Annotated in this window: 14 protein-coding genes; all 14 read right to left on the bottom strand. The window is 67.6% G+C overall.

Going from position 1 to position 14056, the window contains the following annotated elements; genetic code table 11:
- A complete protein-coding gene (gene atpD, locus A4X17_RS09000) occupies positions 1-1467 on the bottom strand; it encodes a F0F1 ATP synthase subunit beta (protein ID WP_064295315.1) in 1467 nt (488 codons plus the stop codon).
- Positions 1468-1514: 47 nt separating this feature from the next.
- Positions 1515-2408, bottom strand: a complete 894-nt coding sequence (locus A4X17_RS08995; protein ID WP_064295314.1) for a F0F1 ATP synthase subunit gamma — start codon at positions 2406-2408, stop codon at positions 1515-1517.
- Between the two features lie 3 nt (positions 2409-2411).
- Positions 2412-4040 (bottom strand): F0F1 ATP synthase subunit alpha, encoded by a 1629-nt coding sequence (atpA, locus tag A4X17_RS08990; protein ID WP_064295313.1) that lies wholly within the window; start codon positions 4038-4040, stop codon positions 2412-2414.
- Between the two features lie 109 nt (positions 4041-4149).
- Positions 4150-4947, bottom strand: a complete 798-nt coding sequence (locus A4X17_RS08985) for a F0F1 ATP synthase subunit delta (protein ID WP_064295312.1) — start codon at positions 4945-4947, stop codon at positions 4150-4152.
- Complete coding sequence (locus A4X17_RS08980) at positions 4947-5498, bottom strand: F0F1 ATP synthase subunit B (protein WP_064295311.1); 552 nt, start codon at positions 5496-5498, stop codon at positions 4947-4949. Before A4X17_RS08980 ends, A4X17_RS08985 begins: the two co-directional genes overlap by 1 nt.
- Before the next feature lie 30 nt (positions 5499-5528).
- Positions 5529-5762, bottom strand: a complete 234-nt coding sequence (gene atpE / locus A4X17_RS08975; RefSeq protein WP_064295310.1) for an ATP synthase F0 subunit C — start codon at positions 5760-5762, stop codon at positions 5529-5531.
- A gap of 46 nt (positions 5763-5808) precedes the next feature.
- Entirely contained in the window at positions 5809-6588 is a 780-nt protein-coding gene (gene atpB, locus A4X17_RS08970; protein WP_175117868.1) for a F0F1 ATP synthase subunit A, read from the bottom strand.
- Between the two features lie 276 nt (positions 6589-6864).
- The gene (locus tag A4X17_RS08965) at positions 6865-7350 is read right to left on the bottom strand and encodes a hypothetical protein (protein WP_064295309.1); all 486 of its coding nucleotides are present in this window, start codon (positions 7348-7350) and stop codon (positions 6865-6867) included.
- On the bottom strand, positions 7347-8612 hold the full coding sequence (locus A4X17_RS08960) for an MraY family glycosyltransferase (protein ID WP_064295308.1): 1266 nt from the start codon (positions 8610-8612) through the stop codon (positions 7347-7349). Before A4X17_RS08960 ends, A4X17_RS08965 begins: the two co-directional genes overlap by 4 nt.
- Positions 8609-9277 carry an L-threonylcarbamoyladenylate synthase gene (locus A4X17_RS08955; RefSeq protein ID WP_064295307.1) on the bottom strand — a complete coding sequence of 223 codons (669 nt, stop codon included), beginning with the start codon at positions 9275-9277 and terminating at the stop codon, positions 8609-8611. The genes A4X17_RS08960 and A4X17_RS08955 overlap by 4 nt, the downstream gene beginning before the upstream one ends.
- Positions 9278-9350: 73 nt before the next feature.
- Positions 9351-10337 (bottom strand): glycosyltransferase family 4 protein, encoded by a 987-nt coding sequence (locus A4X17_RS08950; RefSeq protein ID WP_064295306.1) that lies wholly within the window; start codon positions 10335-10337, stop codon positions 9351-9353.
- A complete protein-coding gene (locus tag A4X17_RS08945; protein WP_064295305.1) occupies positions 10334-12154 on the bottom strand; it encodes a nucleoside-diphosphate sugar epimerase/dehydratase in 1821 nt (606 codons plus the stop codon). Before A4X17_RS08945 ends, A4X17_RS08950 begins: the two co-directional genes overlap by 4 nt.
- A 12-nt stretch (positions 12155-12166) precedes the next feature.
- Positions 12167-13138 (bottom strand): NAD-dependent epimerase/dehydratase family protein, encoded by a 972-nt coding sequence (locus A4X17_RS08940; protein WP_071262372.1) that lies wholly within the window; start codon positions 13136-13138, stop codon positions 12167-12169.
- On the bottom strand, positions 13135-13932 hold the full coding sequence (locus A4X17_RS08935; RefSeq protein ID WP_139205496.1) for a glycosyltransferase family 2 protein: 798 nt from the start codon (positions 13930-13932) through the stop codon (positions 13135-13137). The genes A4X17_RS08940 and A4X17_RS08935 overlap by 4 nt, the downstream gene beginning before the upstream one ends.
- Positions 13933-14056: the final 124 nt, after the last annotated feature.

Below are 14056 nucleotides of genomic sequence, written 5' to 3'. Positions count from 1 at the left end.
CTAGCCGTTCTCCTTCTGGATCTGAGCCCACTTCTCTTCGACGTCGGAGATGGCACCGACGTTGAAGAAGGCCTGCTCGGCCACGTGGTCGAACTCACCCTTGGCGATGGCGTCGAACGACTCGATCGTCTCCTTGAGCGGAACGGTCGAACCCTCGACACCGGTGAACTTCTTCGCCATGTAGGTGTTCTGCGAGAGGAACTGCTGGATCCGGCGCGCACGCGACACCGTGATCTTGTCTTCCTCGGAGAGCTCGTCGACACCGAGGATGGCGATGATCTCCTGCAGTTCCTTGTTCTTCTGGAGGATCTGCTTGACCGTGGTGGCGACGCGGTAGTGGTCGGCACCCAGGTAGCGGGGGTCGAGGATACGGCTCGTCGAGGTCAGCGGGTCGACGGCCGGGTAGAGACCCTTCGACGCGATCTCACGGGAGAGCTCGGTCGTCGCGTCGAGGTGCGCGAAGGTGGTCGCCGGTGCCGGATCGGTGTAGTCATCGGCGGGGACGTAGATCGCCTGCAGCGAGGTGATCGAGTGGCCGCGCGTCGAGGTGATGCGCTCCTGGAGGAGACCCATCTCGTCGGCGAGGTTCGGCTGGTAACCCACGGCGGACGGCATGCGACCGAGCAGGGTCGACACCTCAGAACCGGCCTGGGTGAAGCGGAAGATGTTGTCGATGAAGAGCAGCACGTCCTGCTTCTGGACATCGCGGAAGTACTCCGCCATCGTCAGCGCCGAGAGGGCGACCCGGAGACGCGTTCCCGGCGGCTCGTCCATCTGGCCGAACACGAGGGCCGTCTTCTCGAAGACACCCGCCTCCTCCATCTCGTGGATGAGGTCGTTGCCCTCACGGGTGCGCTCACCGACACCGGCGAACACCGACACACCACCGTGGTCCTGCGCGACGCGCTGGATCATCTCCTGGATGAGGACGGTCTTGCCGACACCGGCACCACCGAAGAGGCCGATCTTGCCACCGAGGACGTACGGCGTCAGGAGGTCGATGACCTTGATGCCGGTCTCGAAGAGCTGCGTCTTCGACTCGAGCTGGTCGAACGACGGCGGCTGGCGGTGGATCGGCCAGCGCTCGGTGATCTCGATCTGCTCGCCGGGCTCGGCGTTGAGCACCTCGCCGATGACGTTGAAGACCTTGCCCTTGGTGACGTCGCCGACGGGCACCGAGATGGGCGAACCCGTGTCGGTGACCTCCTGGCCGCGGACGAGGCCGTCCGTCGGGTTCAGGGCGATGGCGCGCACGAGGTCGTCGCCGAGGTGCTGTGCGACCTCGAGCGTGAGGACCATCGTCTGCTCGCCGATCACGACGCTGGTCTTCAGGGCGTTGTAGATGCCCGGGATCGCGTCGTGCGGGAACTCGATGTCGACGACCGGGCCGGTGACGCGGGAGATGCGGCCGACGGCGCCGGCCTTCACCTCTGCAGCGCCCTGCTCGGCAGTTGCGGTGGGAGTCATGTTCTTCTCTTCTCTGTCTCTACAGATACGTGTGCGTGTTGCGATGACTAGGACGAGAGCGCGTCTGCGCCGCCAACGATTTCGGAAATCTGCTGGGTGATCTCGGCCTGCCTCGCGTTGTTGCGGAGGCGGGTGTAGTCGGTGATGAGCTTGTCGGCGTTGTCGCTGGCCGACTTCATCGCCTTCTGCGTCGCGGCGTGCTTCGCGGCGGAGGACTGCAACAGCGCGTTGAAGATCCGGCTCTCGATGTAGTTCGGGAGCAGCGCATCGAGCACGCTCTCGGCATCCGGCTCGAACTCGTACAGCGGCAGCACAGCGGTGTCGGTGGGCTCCTCGACGCCTTCGACGACCTCGAGCGGCAGGAGACGGACGACCTCGGGGGTCTGCGTCATCATGCTCACGAGGCGGTTGTAGACGATGTGGATCTCGTCGACGCCACCTTCAGAGGCGTCCGTGAGGAACGCCTTGAGGATGGACTCGCTGATCTCCTGCGCGGTGGCGAAGTCGGGGTTCTCCGTGTTGCCGACCCACTCCCCTGCAGCCTGCATCCGACGGAACGTGAAGTAGGCGACGGCCTTCCGGCCCACGAGGTAGTGCGTGACGTCCTTGCCCTGGCTGCGCAGGAGCTCGGTCAGCTCGGCGGCCTCACGGAGGACCTGCGAGTTGAAGGCGCCGGCGAGGCCTCGGTCGGATGCGAACACGACGACCGCAGCCCGCTCAACCTTCTCCGGCTCGGTCGTGAGCACGTGGTCGACGTTGGAGTACGTCGCGACGGCGGACACGGCACGAGTGATCGCACGAGAATAGGGTCCGGATGCCGCCACCCGCGCCTGCGCCTTCTGGATGCGCGACGCGGCGATGAGCTCCATCGCCTTCGTGATCTTCTTGGTCGTCTGCGCAGACTTGATCTTCTGCGTGTAGACCCGGAGTTGAGCGCCCATGGACTAGCGGCGACCCTTCACGATCTTCTCCTGGTTGACGTCTTCAACCGGGAGCTCCTCGACCTGCTCCGAACCGAGGGCAGAGCCCTCGCCCGTCTGGAACTCGAGCTTGAACTGGTCGACAGCGGCATCGAGCTTCGAGACGGTGTCGTCGTCGAGCACGTTCGTGTCGCGCAGCGTGGTGAGGACCTCGGTCTTCCGACCCAGGTAGTCGAGCAGTTCGCGCTCGAAGCGGAGGACGTCCTCGACCGGAACGTCGTCCAGCTTGCCCTTGGTTCCGGCCCAGATCGAGACGACCTGCTCTTCGACGGGGTACGGCGAGTACTGCGGCTGCTTGAGCAGCTCGGTGAGGCGAGCGCCACGGGCGAGCTGACGGCGGCTGGCCGCGTCGAGGTCGGATGCGAACATCGCGAAGGCCTCGAGCGAGCGGTACTGCGCCAGCTCGAGCTTCAGCGTTCCGGAGACCTTCTTGATGCTCTTCACCTGAGCATCGCCACCGACGCGCGAGACGGAGATACCGACGTCGACCGCGGGGCGCTGGTTCGAGTTGAAGAGGTCGGACTGCAGGAAGATCTGGCCGTCGGTGATCGAGATCACGTTGGTCGGGATGTACGCCGAGACGTCGTTGGCCTTGGTCTCGATGATGGGCAGACCCGTCATCGAACCGGCGCCGAGCTCGTCGGACAGCTTCGCGCAGCGCTCCAGCAGACGGGAGTGGAGGTAGAAGACGTCACCCGGGTACGCCTCGCGTCCCGGCGGACGACGGAGGAGGAGGGAGACGGCACGGTAGGCCTCGGCCTGCTTCGACAGGTCGTCGAAGATGATCAGGACGTGCTTGCCCTCGTACATCCAGTGCTGACCGATGGCCGAACCGGTGTACGGAGCGAGGTACTTGAAGCCGGCCGGGTCGGACGCAGGCGAGGCGACGATCGTCGTGTACTCGAGCGCGCCGGCCTCTTCCAGCGCACCCTTGACGGAGGCGATGGTCGAGCCCTTCTGGCCGATGGCGACGTAGATGCAGCGGACCTGCTTGTTGACGTCGCCCGACTCCCAGTTGGCCTTCTGGTTGATGATGGTGTCGATCGCGATCGCGGTCTTGCCGGTCTGGCGGTCGCCGATGATCAGCTGGCGCTGGCCACGGCCGACGGGGATCATGGCGTCGATCGCCTTGATGCCGGTCTGGAGCGGCTCGTGCACCGACTTGCGCTGCATGACGCCGGGAGCCTGGAGCTCCAGTGCGCGGCGGCCGGTGCTGGCGATCTCGCCGAGGCCGTCGATCGGGTTGCCGAGCGTGTCGACGACACGTCCGAGGTAGCCGTCGCCGACGGGGACCGAGAGGACTTCGCCCGTGCGGGTGACGTCCATGCCTTCGACGATCTCGTCGAACTCACCGAGGACGACGACGCCGATCTCGTGCTCGTCGAGGTTGAGCGCGAGGCCGAGGGTGCCGTTCGCGAAGCGGAGGAGCTCGTTCGCCATGGCGCCCGGGAGGCCCTCGACGTGGGCGATGCCGTCAGCGGCATCGATCACGCGTCCGACCTCGGTGGCCGCGGCGGTGCCGGGCTCGTAGGCCTTGACGAAGTCCTTGAGAGCATCCCGGATCTCGTCTGGGCTGATCGTGAGTTCTGCCATCATGTTCCTTTTGGTTGTGGAACCCGGGGGTTCCGAGAGGTGCGATCCGTCAGGATCAACGTCTTGAGTTGTGGAGACCGTCGGGCCGGTCTCCGCGCTGCACGGGCCGTTAGCCGGCCAGTTGCAGACGGAGGTCGTTCAGTCGGGCAGCGAGGCTGCCGTCGATGACGTCGTCCCCGAGCTGCACGCGCAGTCCACCGACGACGGCGGGGTCGATCACCTGGTTGATCTTCACCTGACGGCCGTAGGCCGTGGCGAGGTGGCGCTCGAGGCGCTGGAGCTGCGACGCCTCGATCGGTGCGGCTGCCGTGACCGTGGCGACCGCGAGGCCCTGCTGGTCGGCGACGATGCCTGATGCGTACCGGAGCAGTTCTCCGATCCGACGGTCTCGCGGCTGCCGCACGAGCTGACCGACGATGCTGACGGTCTGCGGGCTCGCCTTGCCCGCGAGGAGGGACGCCGCGAGGGCACCCTTCGCAGCGGACGAGCCGAGCTTGCTGCTGAGGGCCAGTTCGAGCTCGTGGTTGCTCGACACGAGCTTCCCGAACTCGAACAACTCGGCCTCGATGTCGCCCTGCGCACCGGCGGAGATCGAGGCGGCCCGGAGGCCGAGCTCCTCGATGCCCGCGAGCAGGTCGGCCTCGCTGGACCAGCGGCCGGAGACGACGGTCTGCAGCAGGCCGAGCGCCTGAGCGCTCAGCTGGGTGCCGAAGATCCGCTCGACGACGGTGCGCTTGGCACCGGCGTCGGCTGCGGGGTCGCTGAGCGCCGCGCTCAGGTGGCTCGAGCCGCCGATGGCCCGGCCCGCTGCGAACAGTCCGTCCGCGGTGGCCAGATCGGCCCCGGCGCCGAGGGCGGCGAGGGCCTCCTTCGACGAGGCGAGTGCTTCTCTGGTCGCGCTTCCCATTACTTGGCTGCCTTCTCCGACGCTTCGAGGTCCGCGAGGAACCGGTCGACGACCGCCGTGGCCTTCGCGTCGTCGTTCAGCGTCTCGCCGATGACGCCACTGGCGAGGTCGAGCGCGAGCGTGCCCACCTCGGCACGCAGCGACACGACGGCCGCCTGACGCTCGGCTTCGATCTGTGCCTGAGCGCTCGCGGTGACGCGAGCGGCTTCGACCGTGGCCTGCTCCTTGAGCTCGGCGAGGATCGTCTGACCCTCGACACGAGCCTGCTCGCGGATGCGGCCGGCTTCCTGACGGGCCTCGGCGAGCTGAGCGTTGTACTGCTCGAGCGCCGCTTCGGCCTGCTTCTGCGCTTCATCGGCCTTGGCGATGTTGCCCTCGATGGCCGCTGCGCGGTCGTCGAGGAGCTTCTGCACCTTCGGCAGGACCAGCTTCCAGAAGAAGCCGAGGATGATGATGAAGACGACGGCAGACCAGACGATGTCGTAGACCGCTGGGATGAGAGGGTTCGTCGGTGCGCCCTCTTCAGCAGCGATGATCACTGCATCAAACATCTTGCCTCCTTCGGAGATGTGAAAGGGGGCTTAGACGAAGATGAAGTAGGTCGCGATGCCGATGAAGGCGAGCGCCTCGGTGAAGGCGATACCGATCCACATGAGGACCTGGAGACGACCACCCAGCTCGGGCTGACGCGCGGTGCCTTCGATCGTCTTGCCGACGACGATACCCACGCCGATGGCGGGGCCGATGGCTGCGAGACCGTAACCGACCGTCGCGATGTTTCCTTCAAGGGCGGCGAGAACGGTAGTTGCGTCCACGTTTGTTTCCTTCCGTTGGGTGAGACCTGGCGGCTGCCGGGCTCGATTAGTGCTCTTCTGCGACCGCGAGCTGGATGTAGACCGCGGTGAGGAGGGTGAAGACGTAGGCCTGGAGGACTGCGACCAGGAGTTCGAAGAGGGTGAAGACGAGGCCGAAGGCCAGCGTCCCGACACCCATCAGGGCGAACCATCCGCCGAGGTTCACGATGAAGAACTGCGTCGCCGCGAAGAACAGGACGAGGAGCAGGTGCCCGACGATCATGTTCATGAGGAGTCGGAGCGTCAGCGTGAGCGGGCGGATGACGAAGGTCGAGATGAGCTCGATCGGCGTGACGATGATGTACACCGGCCACGGCACCCCGGAGGGGAAGAGGGAGTTCTTGAAGAACTTGCCCGGGCTCTTCTTGATACCGGCGTAGATGAAGGTGACGTAGGACACCAGCGCGAGCACCAGCGGGACACCGATGACCGAGGTACCGGCCAGGTTCAGCCCGGGGATGATGCCCGTCAGGTTCATCGCGAGGACCATGAAGAAGATGGTCGTCAGGATCGGCAGGAACCGGAGGCCGTCCTTCTTGCCGAGCAGGTCTTCCGCGATGTTGACGCGGACGAAGCCGAGCCCCATCTCGGCGAGGCTCTGTGCGCGGCCGGGGACGAGGCGCATCTTGCGCGTCGACAGCCAGAAGAACAGGAGGAGCGCGATCACCGCGATGAACCGGATCAGGATGACCCGGTTGATCGCGAAGGGCGTGCCCTCGAAGAGGATGATGTCGGGGAAGAACTCGTCGATCGACGGACCGTGGAACTCGCCATCTTCGGCGGCCATCGGTGCGATCAGGTGCACGGCGTTAGCGAACAGCACGTATCTCCAGTTTCGGGGGCGTGGAGCAGAGCTCTCGCGGCGACGAACAGGGGGGATGTCTCCTCGCCGCACGCCGAAGCGGTGCTAGTGGGAGGATTCGTTGACGAGTCTAGCAAGGAAACCCGGCCCCGACGAACCCAGGGGTGGTATTCCACGGCTATATTCCGAGGTGCGACCTTCCGCTGTGGCCCGGATACCGGTTCCGGCATGCTCCCGCGCGACCTGGATGTGTCCGCAGCGTCAGCCCTGGTCGGAGTCCTGCGGCGACGCCTTCGGGAGGATGTCGTCCGAGACGTAGGGCACCCGCACCTTCGCCGCCACGACGGCGTCGATCACGAGCGATCCGACGACACCGACGATGACGCTCCCGAACAGGATCGGTGCGTTGACCCACGGCTGGTCCTTCAGGATGAAGCCGAGCACGAGGAAGATGACGAACTTCACGAGCCAGCTGCCCATCACCACCCCGAACAGGATGCCGACGAAGAACTCCTGGCCGGACCAGCGGTTGGCGAAGAGGATGCTCACCGAGGTGATGCCGAGGAACACGAGCGCCATCGCGGTGCCGATGAGCGCACTCGTCAGCCCGCGGGAACCGTCGACGCTCCAGCCGACCACTCCCCCGACGACGGCGATCACGAGCGCGAGGAGCGCGCTGTACCGGAGTGCCGTGCGGAAGACCCGGTTGGCGCTCACGTGCGAGCCGGCCTGGGCGGGAGGAGTCATGGGTGCTGGTCCTTCTTGGCGAGAGAGTCGAGGGTGTCGAGGGTGGCGCCGCTCACGGGCGCCTCGGGGTCGCGCTGCCCGGAGGCCTCGTCGAGCCGATCGTACAGCGCCGACCCGGGAGCCCCCTCAGCGCCGGCGGCCACGCGCTGCGCGAGCCGGTCGGCCCGCCTGCGGCGACCGATCGGCAGGAGCGTGAACGCCGTGCAGGTGACGACGCCCACGGAGACGAAGAGCACGGCCAGCCACGTCGGGGCGGCGAAGAACGCCAGGCATCCGACGGAGATGACCACCGTCCAGCCGTAGAAGATCAGGACGGCGTGCACCTGGCTGTGACCGAGGTCGAGCAGCCGGTGGTGCAGGTGCATCCGGTCCGCGCTGAACGGCGACTTGCCGGCCCGGAGACGACGGAGGACGGCCAGGACGAAGTCGGCGAGCGGCACGACCAGGATGGCGAACGGCAGCAGGATGGGGATGAACGCGGGCAACAGTTGCGTGCGGCCCAGGGCGGCCGGGTCGACCTGGCCGGTCACGGCGGCTGCGGAGGTCGCCATGAGCAGCCCGACGAGCAGCGCACCGGCGTCGCCCATGAACAGTCGGGCGGGGTGCCAGTTGAGCGGGAGGAAGCCGAGACAGGCGCCGACGAGGATCGCGGCGATCAGCGAAGCGAGGTTGAAGTAGTCGCTCGCCCCGGTGGAGGTCACGAGCAGCTGCGTGTAGACGAAGAACACGGTATTCGCGATGACGGCGACACCGGCGACGAGCCCGTCGAGACCGTCGACGAAGTTGATCGCGTTCATCACGAGCACGATGGCGAAGACCGTCATCGAGAAGGACACCCACGACGAGCCGACCGTCAGGCCACCGATGGGCAAGGAGTAGATCTGCACACCGAGCCAGGCGACGAGCCCTGCCGCCATGAACTGTGCGGCGAGCTTGATCATCCAGTCGAGGTCCCACAGGTCGTCTGCGACGCCGATCCCGACGATGAACAGGGCGGCACCGAGGATCGCGAGCACCGGCTCCGGATCGGCGAACACGAGGTCGAAGAAGGGCAGCTGCCAGGCCACACCGAACGCGACGAGGATGCCGATGAACATCGCGACCCCGCCGAGGCGCGGCGTCGGCGTCTGGTGGACGTCCCGCTCGCGGATCGGTGGGTGGAGACCGTACTTCACACCGACGCGCCGCGCGAGGTGGGCGAAGCCGAAGGTGATGCCCGCGCTCACGACGAGCACGATGAGGTACCCGGAGAACTGGTTCATGGTTCGCGCGACTCGGGGAGCAGATCGCCCACCACGTCGCGGATCGCCTCGCGGGAGACGGCTCCGTCGCGCAGGACGACGATCCGTTCGTCGGCCGTGCCGAGTCGGGTCGCGTCGATGATCGTCGACGACTGCTCGCCGCTCTCGCCGCCGTCGAGGTAGACCGAGACCGAATCGCCGAGCATCTCGAGCGCGGCAGCGGCGGACGTCGCGGCCGGTCGGCCGGTGAGGTTCGCCGAGGAGACCGCGAGCGGGCCGGTGTCCTGCAGGAGTTCGAGGGTCACCGGGTTCGACGGCATCCGGAGCGCGACCGTGCCTGCGGTCTCGCCGAGGTCCCAGGCGAGCGACGGCTGGGCCTCGAGCACGATGGTCAGGCCTCCGGGCCAGAACGCCTCGACGAGCCGGTGCACGGCATCGGGCACGGACGCCGCCAAGGCCTCGAGCGTGTTCACACCGGAGACGAGGACGGGCGGCGGTGACTGCCGGGTCCGACCCTTCGCGTCGAGCAGGCGCTGCACCGCGGCCGGGGAGAACGCGTCGGCGGCCACCCCGTAGACCGTGTCGGTCGGGAGCACGACCAGCTCACCCCTCGCCAGGGCCGTCCGCGCCAGGCGCATCCCGGCGAGCAGCTGCGCGTGATCCTGGCAATCGAAGGTCTGCGGCATGTGGTGGGTCCTGGCTGAACGGGGCCGCCGATCGGTGATCAGTCGGCCGGATGATCGGGGTGACGACGCTCAATCATAGCCTCGGGCGTCTTCCGAGCAGTCTGGGCAGGCACAGGTAGACGGCGAGGACGAGCAGGATGCCGAGGACGGCGAGGACCTGGAGGGGCCACGCGCCCGTCGCGACGACCACCCCGAGGATCCCGGTGGCGAGGGTCGCGACGCTGACGACGGCGGTGGACCCGAGGTGGCCGAGTCCACCGGCGGCGAGACGCTGGTACACGTGGCTGCGATGCGCCTCGTGCAGCGGCTCCCCCCGCCGCCAGCGCGCGATGATCGTCGTGCCGGTGTCGGCGACGTACACGAGGACCGGGCCGATCAGCGCGACGAAGGAGATGCCGCTGAAGGCCGCGTAGATGGCGACCGCGACGAGGGAGCCGCCGAGGAGGTAGCTGCCGACGTCGCCCAGGAACATCCGGCGCCGAGCGAGGTTCCACGGCAGGAACCCGAGGAACGCTGCCGCCACGACGAGGCCTGCTGCCGTGACGCCCGGGAGACCGGCCACGGCGCCGAGACCGGCGTAGAACCCGCCGACGACCGCGCCGTGCATCGAGGAGATGCCGTTGACGCCGTCCATGAAGTTCGCGATGTTCGTGTAGGCGACGAGCGCCACGATCCCGAGCGGGATCCACCAGAAACTCGCGGCCATCGAGACGACGAGCACCCAGGTCGCCACGAGTCCGAGCACGACCTGCAAGCCGAAGCGCACCCGGACGGGGAGTCCGCGGACGTCCTCCACGGCTCCGATGGCCGCGTTCACGATCGACACGGCGGCGACGATCCAGAGCGGCAGGCTGTGGAGCAGGACCGCGGCCGTACCGAGACCGACGGCGACCGCGAGCGCGACGCCGATCCCTCCCCCGCGGATCGTCGGGGTGACGTGCATGGATCGGTGGTTCGGGGTGTCGACGACCGCCCGACGGATGAGGATCGGGCGGATGGCGAGCTGGGACAGCAGGCTCACGACGAGCGCGAGCACCCCCGCCAGGATGGCAACCGTCATTGCACCAGGTGGCGGGTTCCGGCGCCCTCGTCGGCGATGGTCTCCCGCCAGACGGCGATGTCGAGGAGTGCCGGGTCGAGCGGCTGGATCCGCGTGTGCGAGACCTTCGGGTGCTTCGAGCGGTCGGCGATCTCGTCGGTGTCGATGAGGACCTCGTGCAGCTTCTCGCCGTGCCGCAGACCGGTGTACACGATCTCGACGTCCTTGCCGGACGCGGCGATCATGCGCTTGGCGACGTCGAGGATCCGGACCGGACGGCCCATGTCGAGGATGAGGACCTCGCCCGGGTCGCCGATCGCGCCGGCCTGGATGACGAGCTTCGACGCCTCGGGGATCGTCATGAAGAAGCGGGTGACGTCGGGGTGCGTGACCGTGACCGGGCCACCGGCCTCGATCTGGGCGGTGAACGCCGGGATGGCGGAGCCACGGCTGCCGATGACGTTGCCGAACCGGACCGAGAGGTACCGTGCGTCGGTCTCCTGGGCGCTCATCCAGGCGGTGAGCTTCTCGGCGATGCGTTTGCTGTAGCCGAGGACGGTCGTCGGGTTCGCGGCCTTGTCGGTCGAGATGTTGACGAAGGTGCCGACGCCCACGGCTCGTGCCGCGTTCAGCACGTTCAGGGTGCCGAGGACGTTGTTCTTCCAAGCCTCGTCGGGGTACTGCTCGAGCATCGGAGCGTGCTTCAGCGCTGCCGCGTGGAACACGACGTCGGGACGGCGGTCCTCGAAGATCTCCATGAGCGAGGGGAGGTCGCGGATGTCGGCGAGCACGACCTCCTTGGTGTCGAGCAGACCGTGTCCGGAGATCGAGAGCTGCGTGGTGTGGAGCCCCGTCTCGTCGCGGTCGAGCAGGACGAGCTCCGCCGGACCGAACTGGTTGACCTGCCGGGCGATCTCGGAGCCGATGGATCCGCCGGCACCGGTGACGAGCACGCGCTTGCCGGTCAGGTACCCCGCGATGCTCTCGACCTGCAGGTCGACGGTGTTGCGGCCGATGAAGTCCTCGACGTTGAGGTCGCGCAGGCTCGGCGCGCTCTCGCCCGTCCCGGGAGCCAGCATCGTGTCGATGGGAGGGACGACGAGCACTCGGAGCTTCGCCTCGTCGGCGCGCTCACTGACCTGGCGGATAAAGTCGTTGTCGACGTCCGCGATGCTGATGATGAGCGCCTGCGCCCCGGTGCGCTTGACGGCCGCCACCAGGTCGGCTCCTGTGCCGACCACGGCGACGGAGGCGATGCGGAAGTTGCGCTTCGAGGGGTCGTCGTCGATGACACCCACCGGGAGGTAGGGCGACTGCGGGTCGCGCATGAGCCGAGGGATGATCGACATCCCGAGCGCACCGGCTCCGTAGACGAGGACGCGCTGCGCCTCGATCGGCCGGCTGCGGCTGTCGACGAAGAGTCGCTTGACGTAGCGCGTGATGCCCATGAAGACGATCGCGAACGGGAACGCGATCACCGTGGTGGACCGTGGAACCCCCCACGCGACGCCGAACACCGCGTTGACCGCGATGAGGATCGCCGTGACGATCAGCGCGACGACGATGAGCTGTTTCGCCTCATAGAAGCTGCCGAAGCTGTGCAGGCCGTGGTAGTAGCTCCACAGGTAGGCCACGACGAGCTGGGCGACCACGGCGATGACGCACAGGAGGACCGTCCCCACGAGGGCCACGCGCTCGTACTCGAGCTCGAACCGGACGAGCTGGGCGACCACGATGGCGAGCACCCAGCACAGTGCGTCGAGGGCGGTCTTCGCGGCGAAACGAGGACCGGGCGCCTGCGTCCATCTACGGGGGGCGTCGGGGAGCGTGGAGGTCATAACGTGTCGATCCTACCGATCGCCGGCTCCGCGTTGGCTGCGCACGGACTGCGCGTCGGGGCCGGGCGCACCGCGCTCCGCGGCGAGGGCTGCGATCGAGGACCGGAGACCGTCGTCCGTCGCCGTCGGCATACGCTCGTGCCCGAGTGCACCGAGCAGTCGGGCACCGGAGACGCGGTAGTCCTCGGTGAGCTTGGCGAGACGCCCGGAGTTGAGCGGCACGGCGGGGACGCGATCGCCGACGGCGGCCGCCAACCGCACGAGGGCCGGTGGGAGCGCCAGGCGACGGACCCGGCGACCGGTGACCTCGGCGATGAGGGTGACGAGGTGCCCCGTCGACACGGGCTCGTCGTCGGCGACGAGGTACACACCCGTCGTGACGGTGGGCGTGTCGATGATGCTCGTGATCGCCCACGTGAGGTTCTGGATCGACACGAAGCTGCGCTCGTTGCGGAAGGCGTCGAGCGGGTACGGGATGCCGCGGGAGAGCAGACCGAACAGGAGGCGCAGGTTGCCCTTGTCCCCCGGCCCGTGCACCATCGTCGGACGGAGGACGATCGTCCGGCGACCGGCGGGCGGCTCGACGGCGAGCAGGAGCCGCTCGGCTGCGAGCTTCGACTTCCCGTACGGGGTCACCGGGTGGGGCTCGGCGGACTCGTCGAGCACGCCGTCGACCGTCGCCTCGTTCACCGCGGCGACGCTGCTCAGCTGGATGAAGGTGGTGGCGTCCGACGCGAGGAAGGCGACGTACGCACGTTCGGCGAGGTCGGTGTTGATCCTGCGGTACACCTCGGGAGAGGCGGTGCCGTCGAGGTCGTGCGCCTTCCCGGCGAGGTTCACCACGACGTCGACGTCCGCGGGGAAGGGCTCCCCCGTCCACCCGCGTAACGAGAACGGCACGACCTCATGGCCGGCCGCCTCGAGGACGGGGACGAGGTTCGTCCCGATGAAGCCGGTCGCACCGGTCACGAGCACCCGGCTCATCGTCCGAACCATCCCCACGTGCGGAAGTACACGAAGGCCCCCTGGATCGAGTACCACATCAGCTTCCGGTTGTGATGCGAGCCCTTCGCGAAGTGGTGGTGGATCGTCGCTCCGGGGTAATACGCGGTCCGGGACACCTGGAGGAAGCGTCGGGTGAGGTCGGCGTCCTCGATGTACATGAAGATCCGCTCGTCGAAGAAGCCGACGCGGTGCAGGGTCGAGGTCCGGAGGAACATGAAGCACCCCGAGAGGTAGGGCACGTCGAACATCGTCTTGTTGTAGTCGTGCGCCGGGTTCTCGTCGATGTCGCGGTACTCGTAGCGGGCCATGCGCTTCGCGACGAGCGGCTTCAGCGGACCGGGCAGGAACCGGCGGGCGAAGAGGTCGAAGACGGAGGGGTTCCGCTTCACCAGGTACTGGAGGGAGCCGTCGGGGTACAGCACCTTCGGCATGACGTGCCCGACCTCGGGGTGCTCGAGCATGAACTCGTGGAGCTCCTCGATCGCCTCCGGCTCGAAGTACACGTCCGGGTTGACCACCATGTGGAACTTCGAGCGCCCGAGGACCTTCGCGATCGCGAGGTTGTGGGCTGCGCCGAAGCCGGGGTTCGAGGGGTTGTGCAGGTACTCGATCCGCGGGTCGTCCACGAGGTCGCGGAGCTCGTCCGTCGGCGAGTTGTCGACGAGGTAGAGCGTCTCGACGAGCGGGCTTCCGAGGGTCGAGTCGATGGCCGCACGCAGCTTGTCGCGATCGTTCCGGTACATGACGATGCAGGCGGTCACAGGACGGTCCACGGTTCACCCTCTCCGGCGGCGGGGACGGCACCGCCGAGGCACGACGGACGTGGGCCCGACGCGCCTGGTCAGTCTACGTGCTGCCCGCGTGCGGTCCCGGGAGCCCGGGGCCGCATACTGGAGT

Origin of the sequence: Plantibacter sp. H53 (assembly GCF_001650455.1) — a bacterium.
GTDB classification, from domain to species: Bacteria; Actinomycetota; Actinomycetes; order Actinomycetales; family Microbacteriaceae; genus Plantibacter; species Plantibacter flavus_A.
Note: the sequence above shows the minus strand (reverse complement) of the source record. Positions and strands in the feature narration are given on the sequence as shown.

Excerpts from the sequence above, each read along its gene's own strand:
- A4X17_RS08955 (WP_064295307.1), bottom strand. The coding sequence starts at position 9,277 with ATGCCGCAGACCTTCGATTGCCAGGATCACGCGCAGCTGCTCGCCGGG.
- A4X17_RS08965 (WP_064295309.1), bottom strand. The coding sequence starts at position 7,350 with ATGACTCCTCCCGCCCAGGCCGGCTCGCACGTGAGCGCCAACCGGGTC.
- atpD (WP_064295315.1), bottom strand. The coding sequence starts at position 1,467 with ATGACTCCCACCGCAACTGCCGAGCAGGGCGCTGCAGAGGTGAAGGCC.
- atpB (WP_175117868.1), bottom strand. The coding sequence starts at position 6,588 with ATGGCCGCCGAAGATGGCGAGTTCCACGGTCCGTCGATCGACGAGTTC.
- atpA (WP_064295313.1), bottom strand. The coding sequence starts at position 4,040 with ATGGCAGAACTCACGATCAGCCCAGACGAGATCCGGGATGCTCTCAAG.
- A4X17_RS08995 (WP_064295314.1), bottom strand. The coding sequence starts at position 2,408 with ATGGGCGCTCAACTCCGGGTCTACACGCAGAAGATCAAGTCTGCGCAG.
- A4X17_RS08945 (WP_064295305.1), bottom strand. The coding sequence starts at position 12,154 with ATGACCTCCACGCTCCCCGACGCCCCCCGTAGATGGACGCAGGCGCCC.
- A4X17_RS08940 (WP_071262372.1), bottom strand. The coding sequence starts at position 13,138 with ATGAGCCGGGTGCTCGTGACCGGTGCGACCGGCTTCATCGGGACGAAC.
- A4X17_RS08960 (WP_064295308.1), bottom strand. The coding sequence starts at position 8,612 with ATGAACCAGTTCTCCGGGTACCTCATCGTGCTCGTCGTGAGCGCGGGC.
- A4X17_RS08980 (WP_064295311.1), bottom strand. The coding sequence starts at position 5,498 with ATGTTTGATGCAGTGATCATCGCTGCTGAAGAGGGCGCACCGACGAAC.
- A4X17_RS08985 (WP_064295312.1), bottom strand. The coding sequence starts at position 4,947 with ATGGGAAGCGCGACCAGAGAAGCACTCGCCTCGTCGAAGGAGGCCCTC.
- A4X17_RS08950 (WP_064295306.1), bottom strand. The coding sequence starts at position 10,337 with ATGACGGTTGCCATCCTGGCGGGGGTGCTCGCGCTCGTCGTGAGCCTG.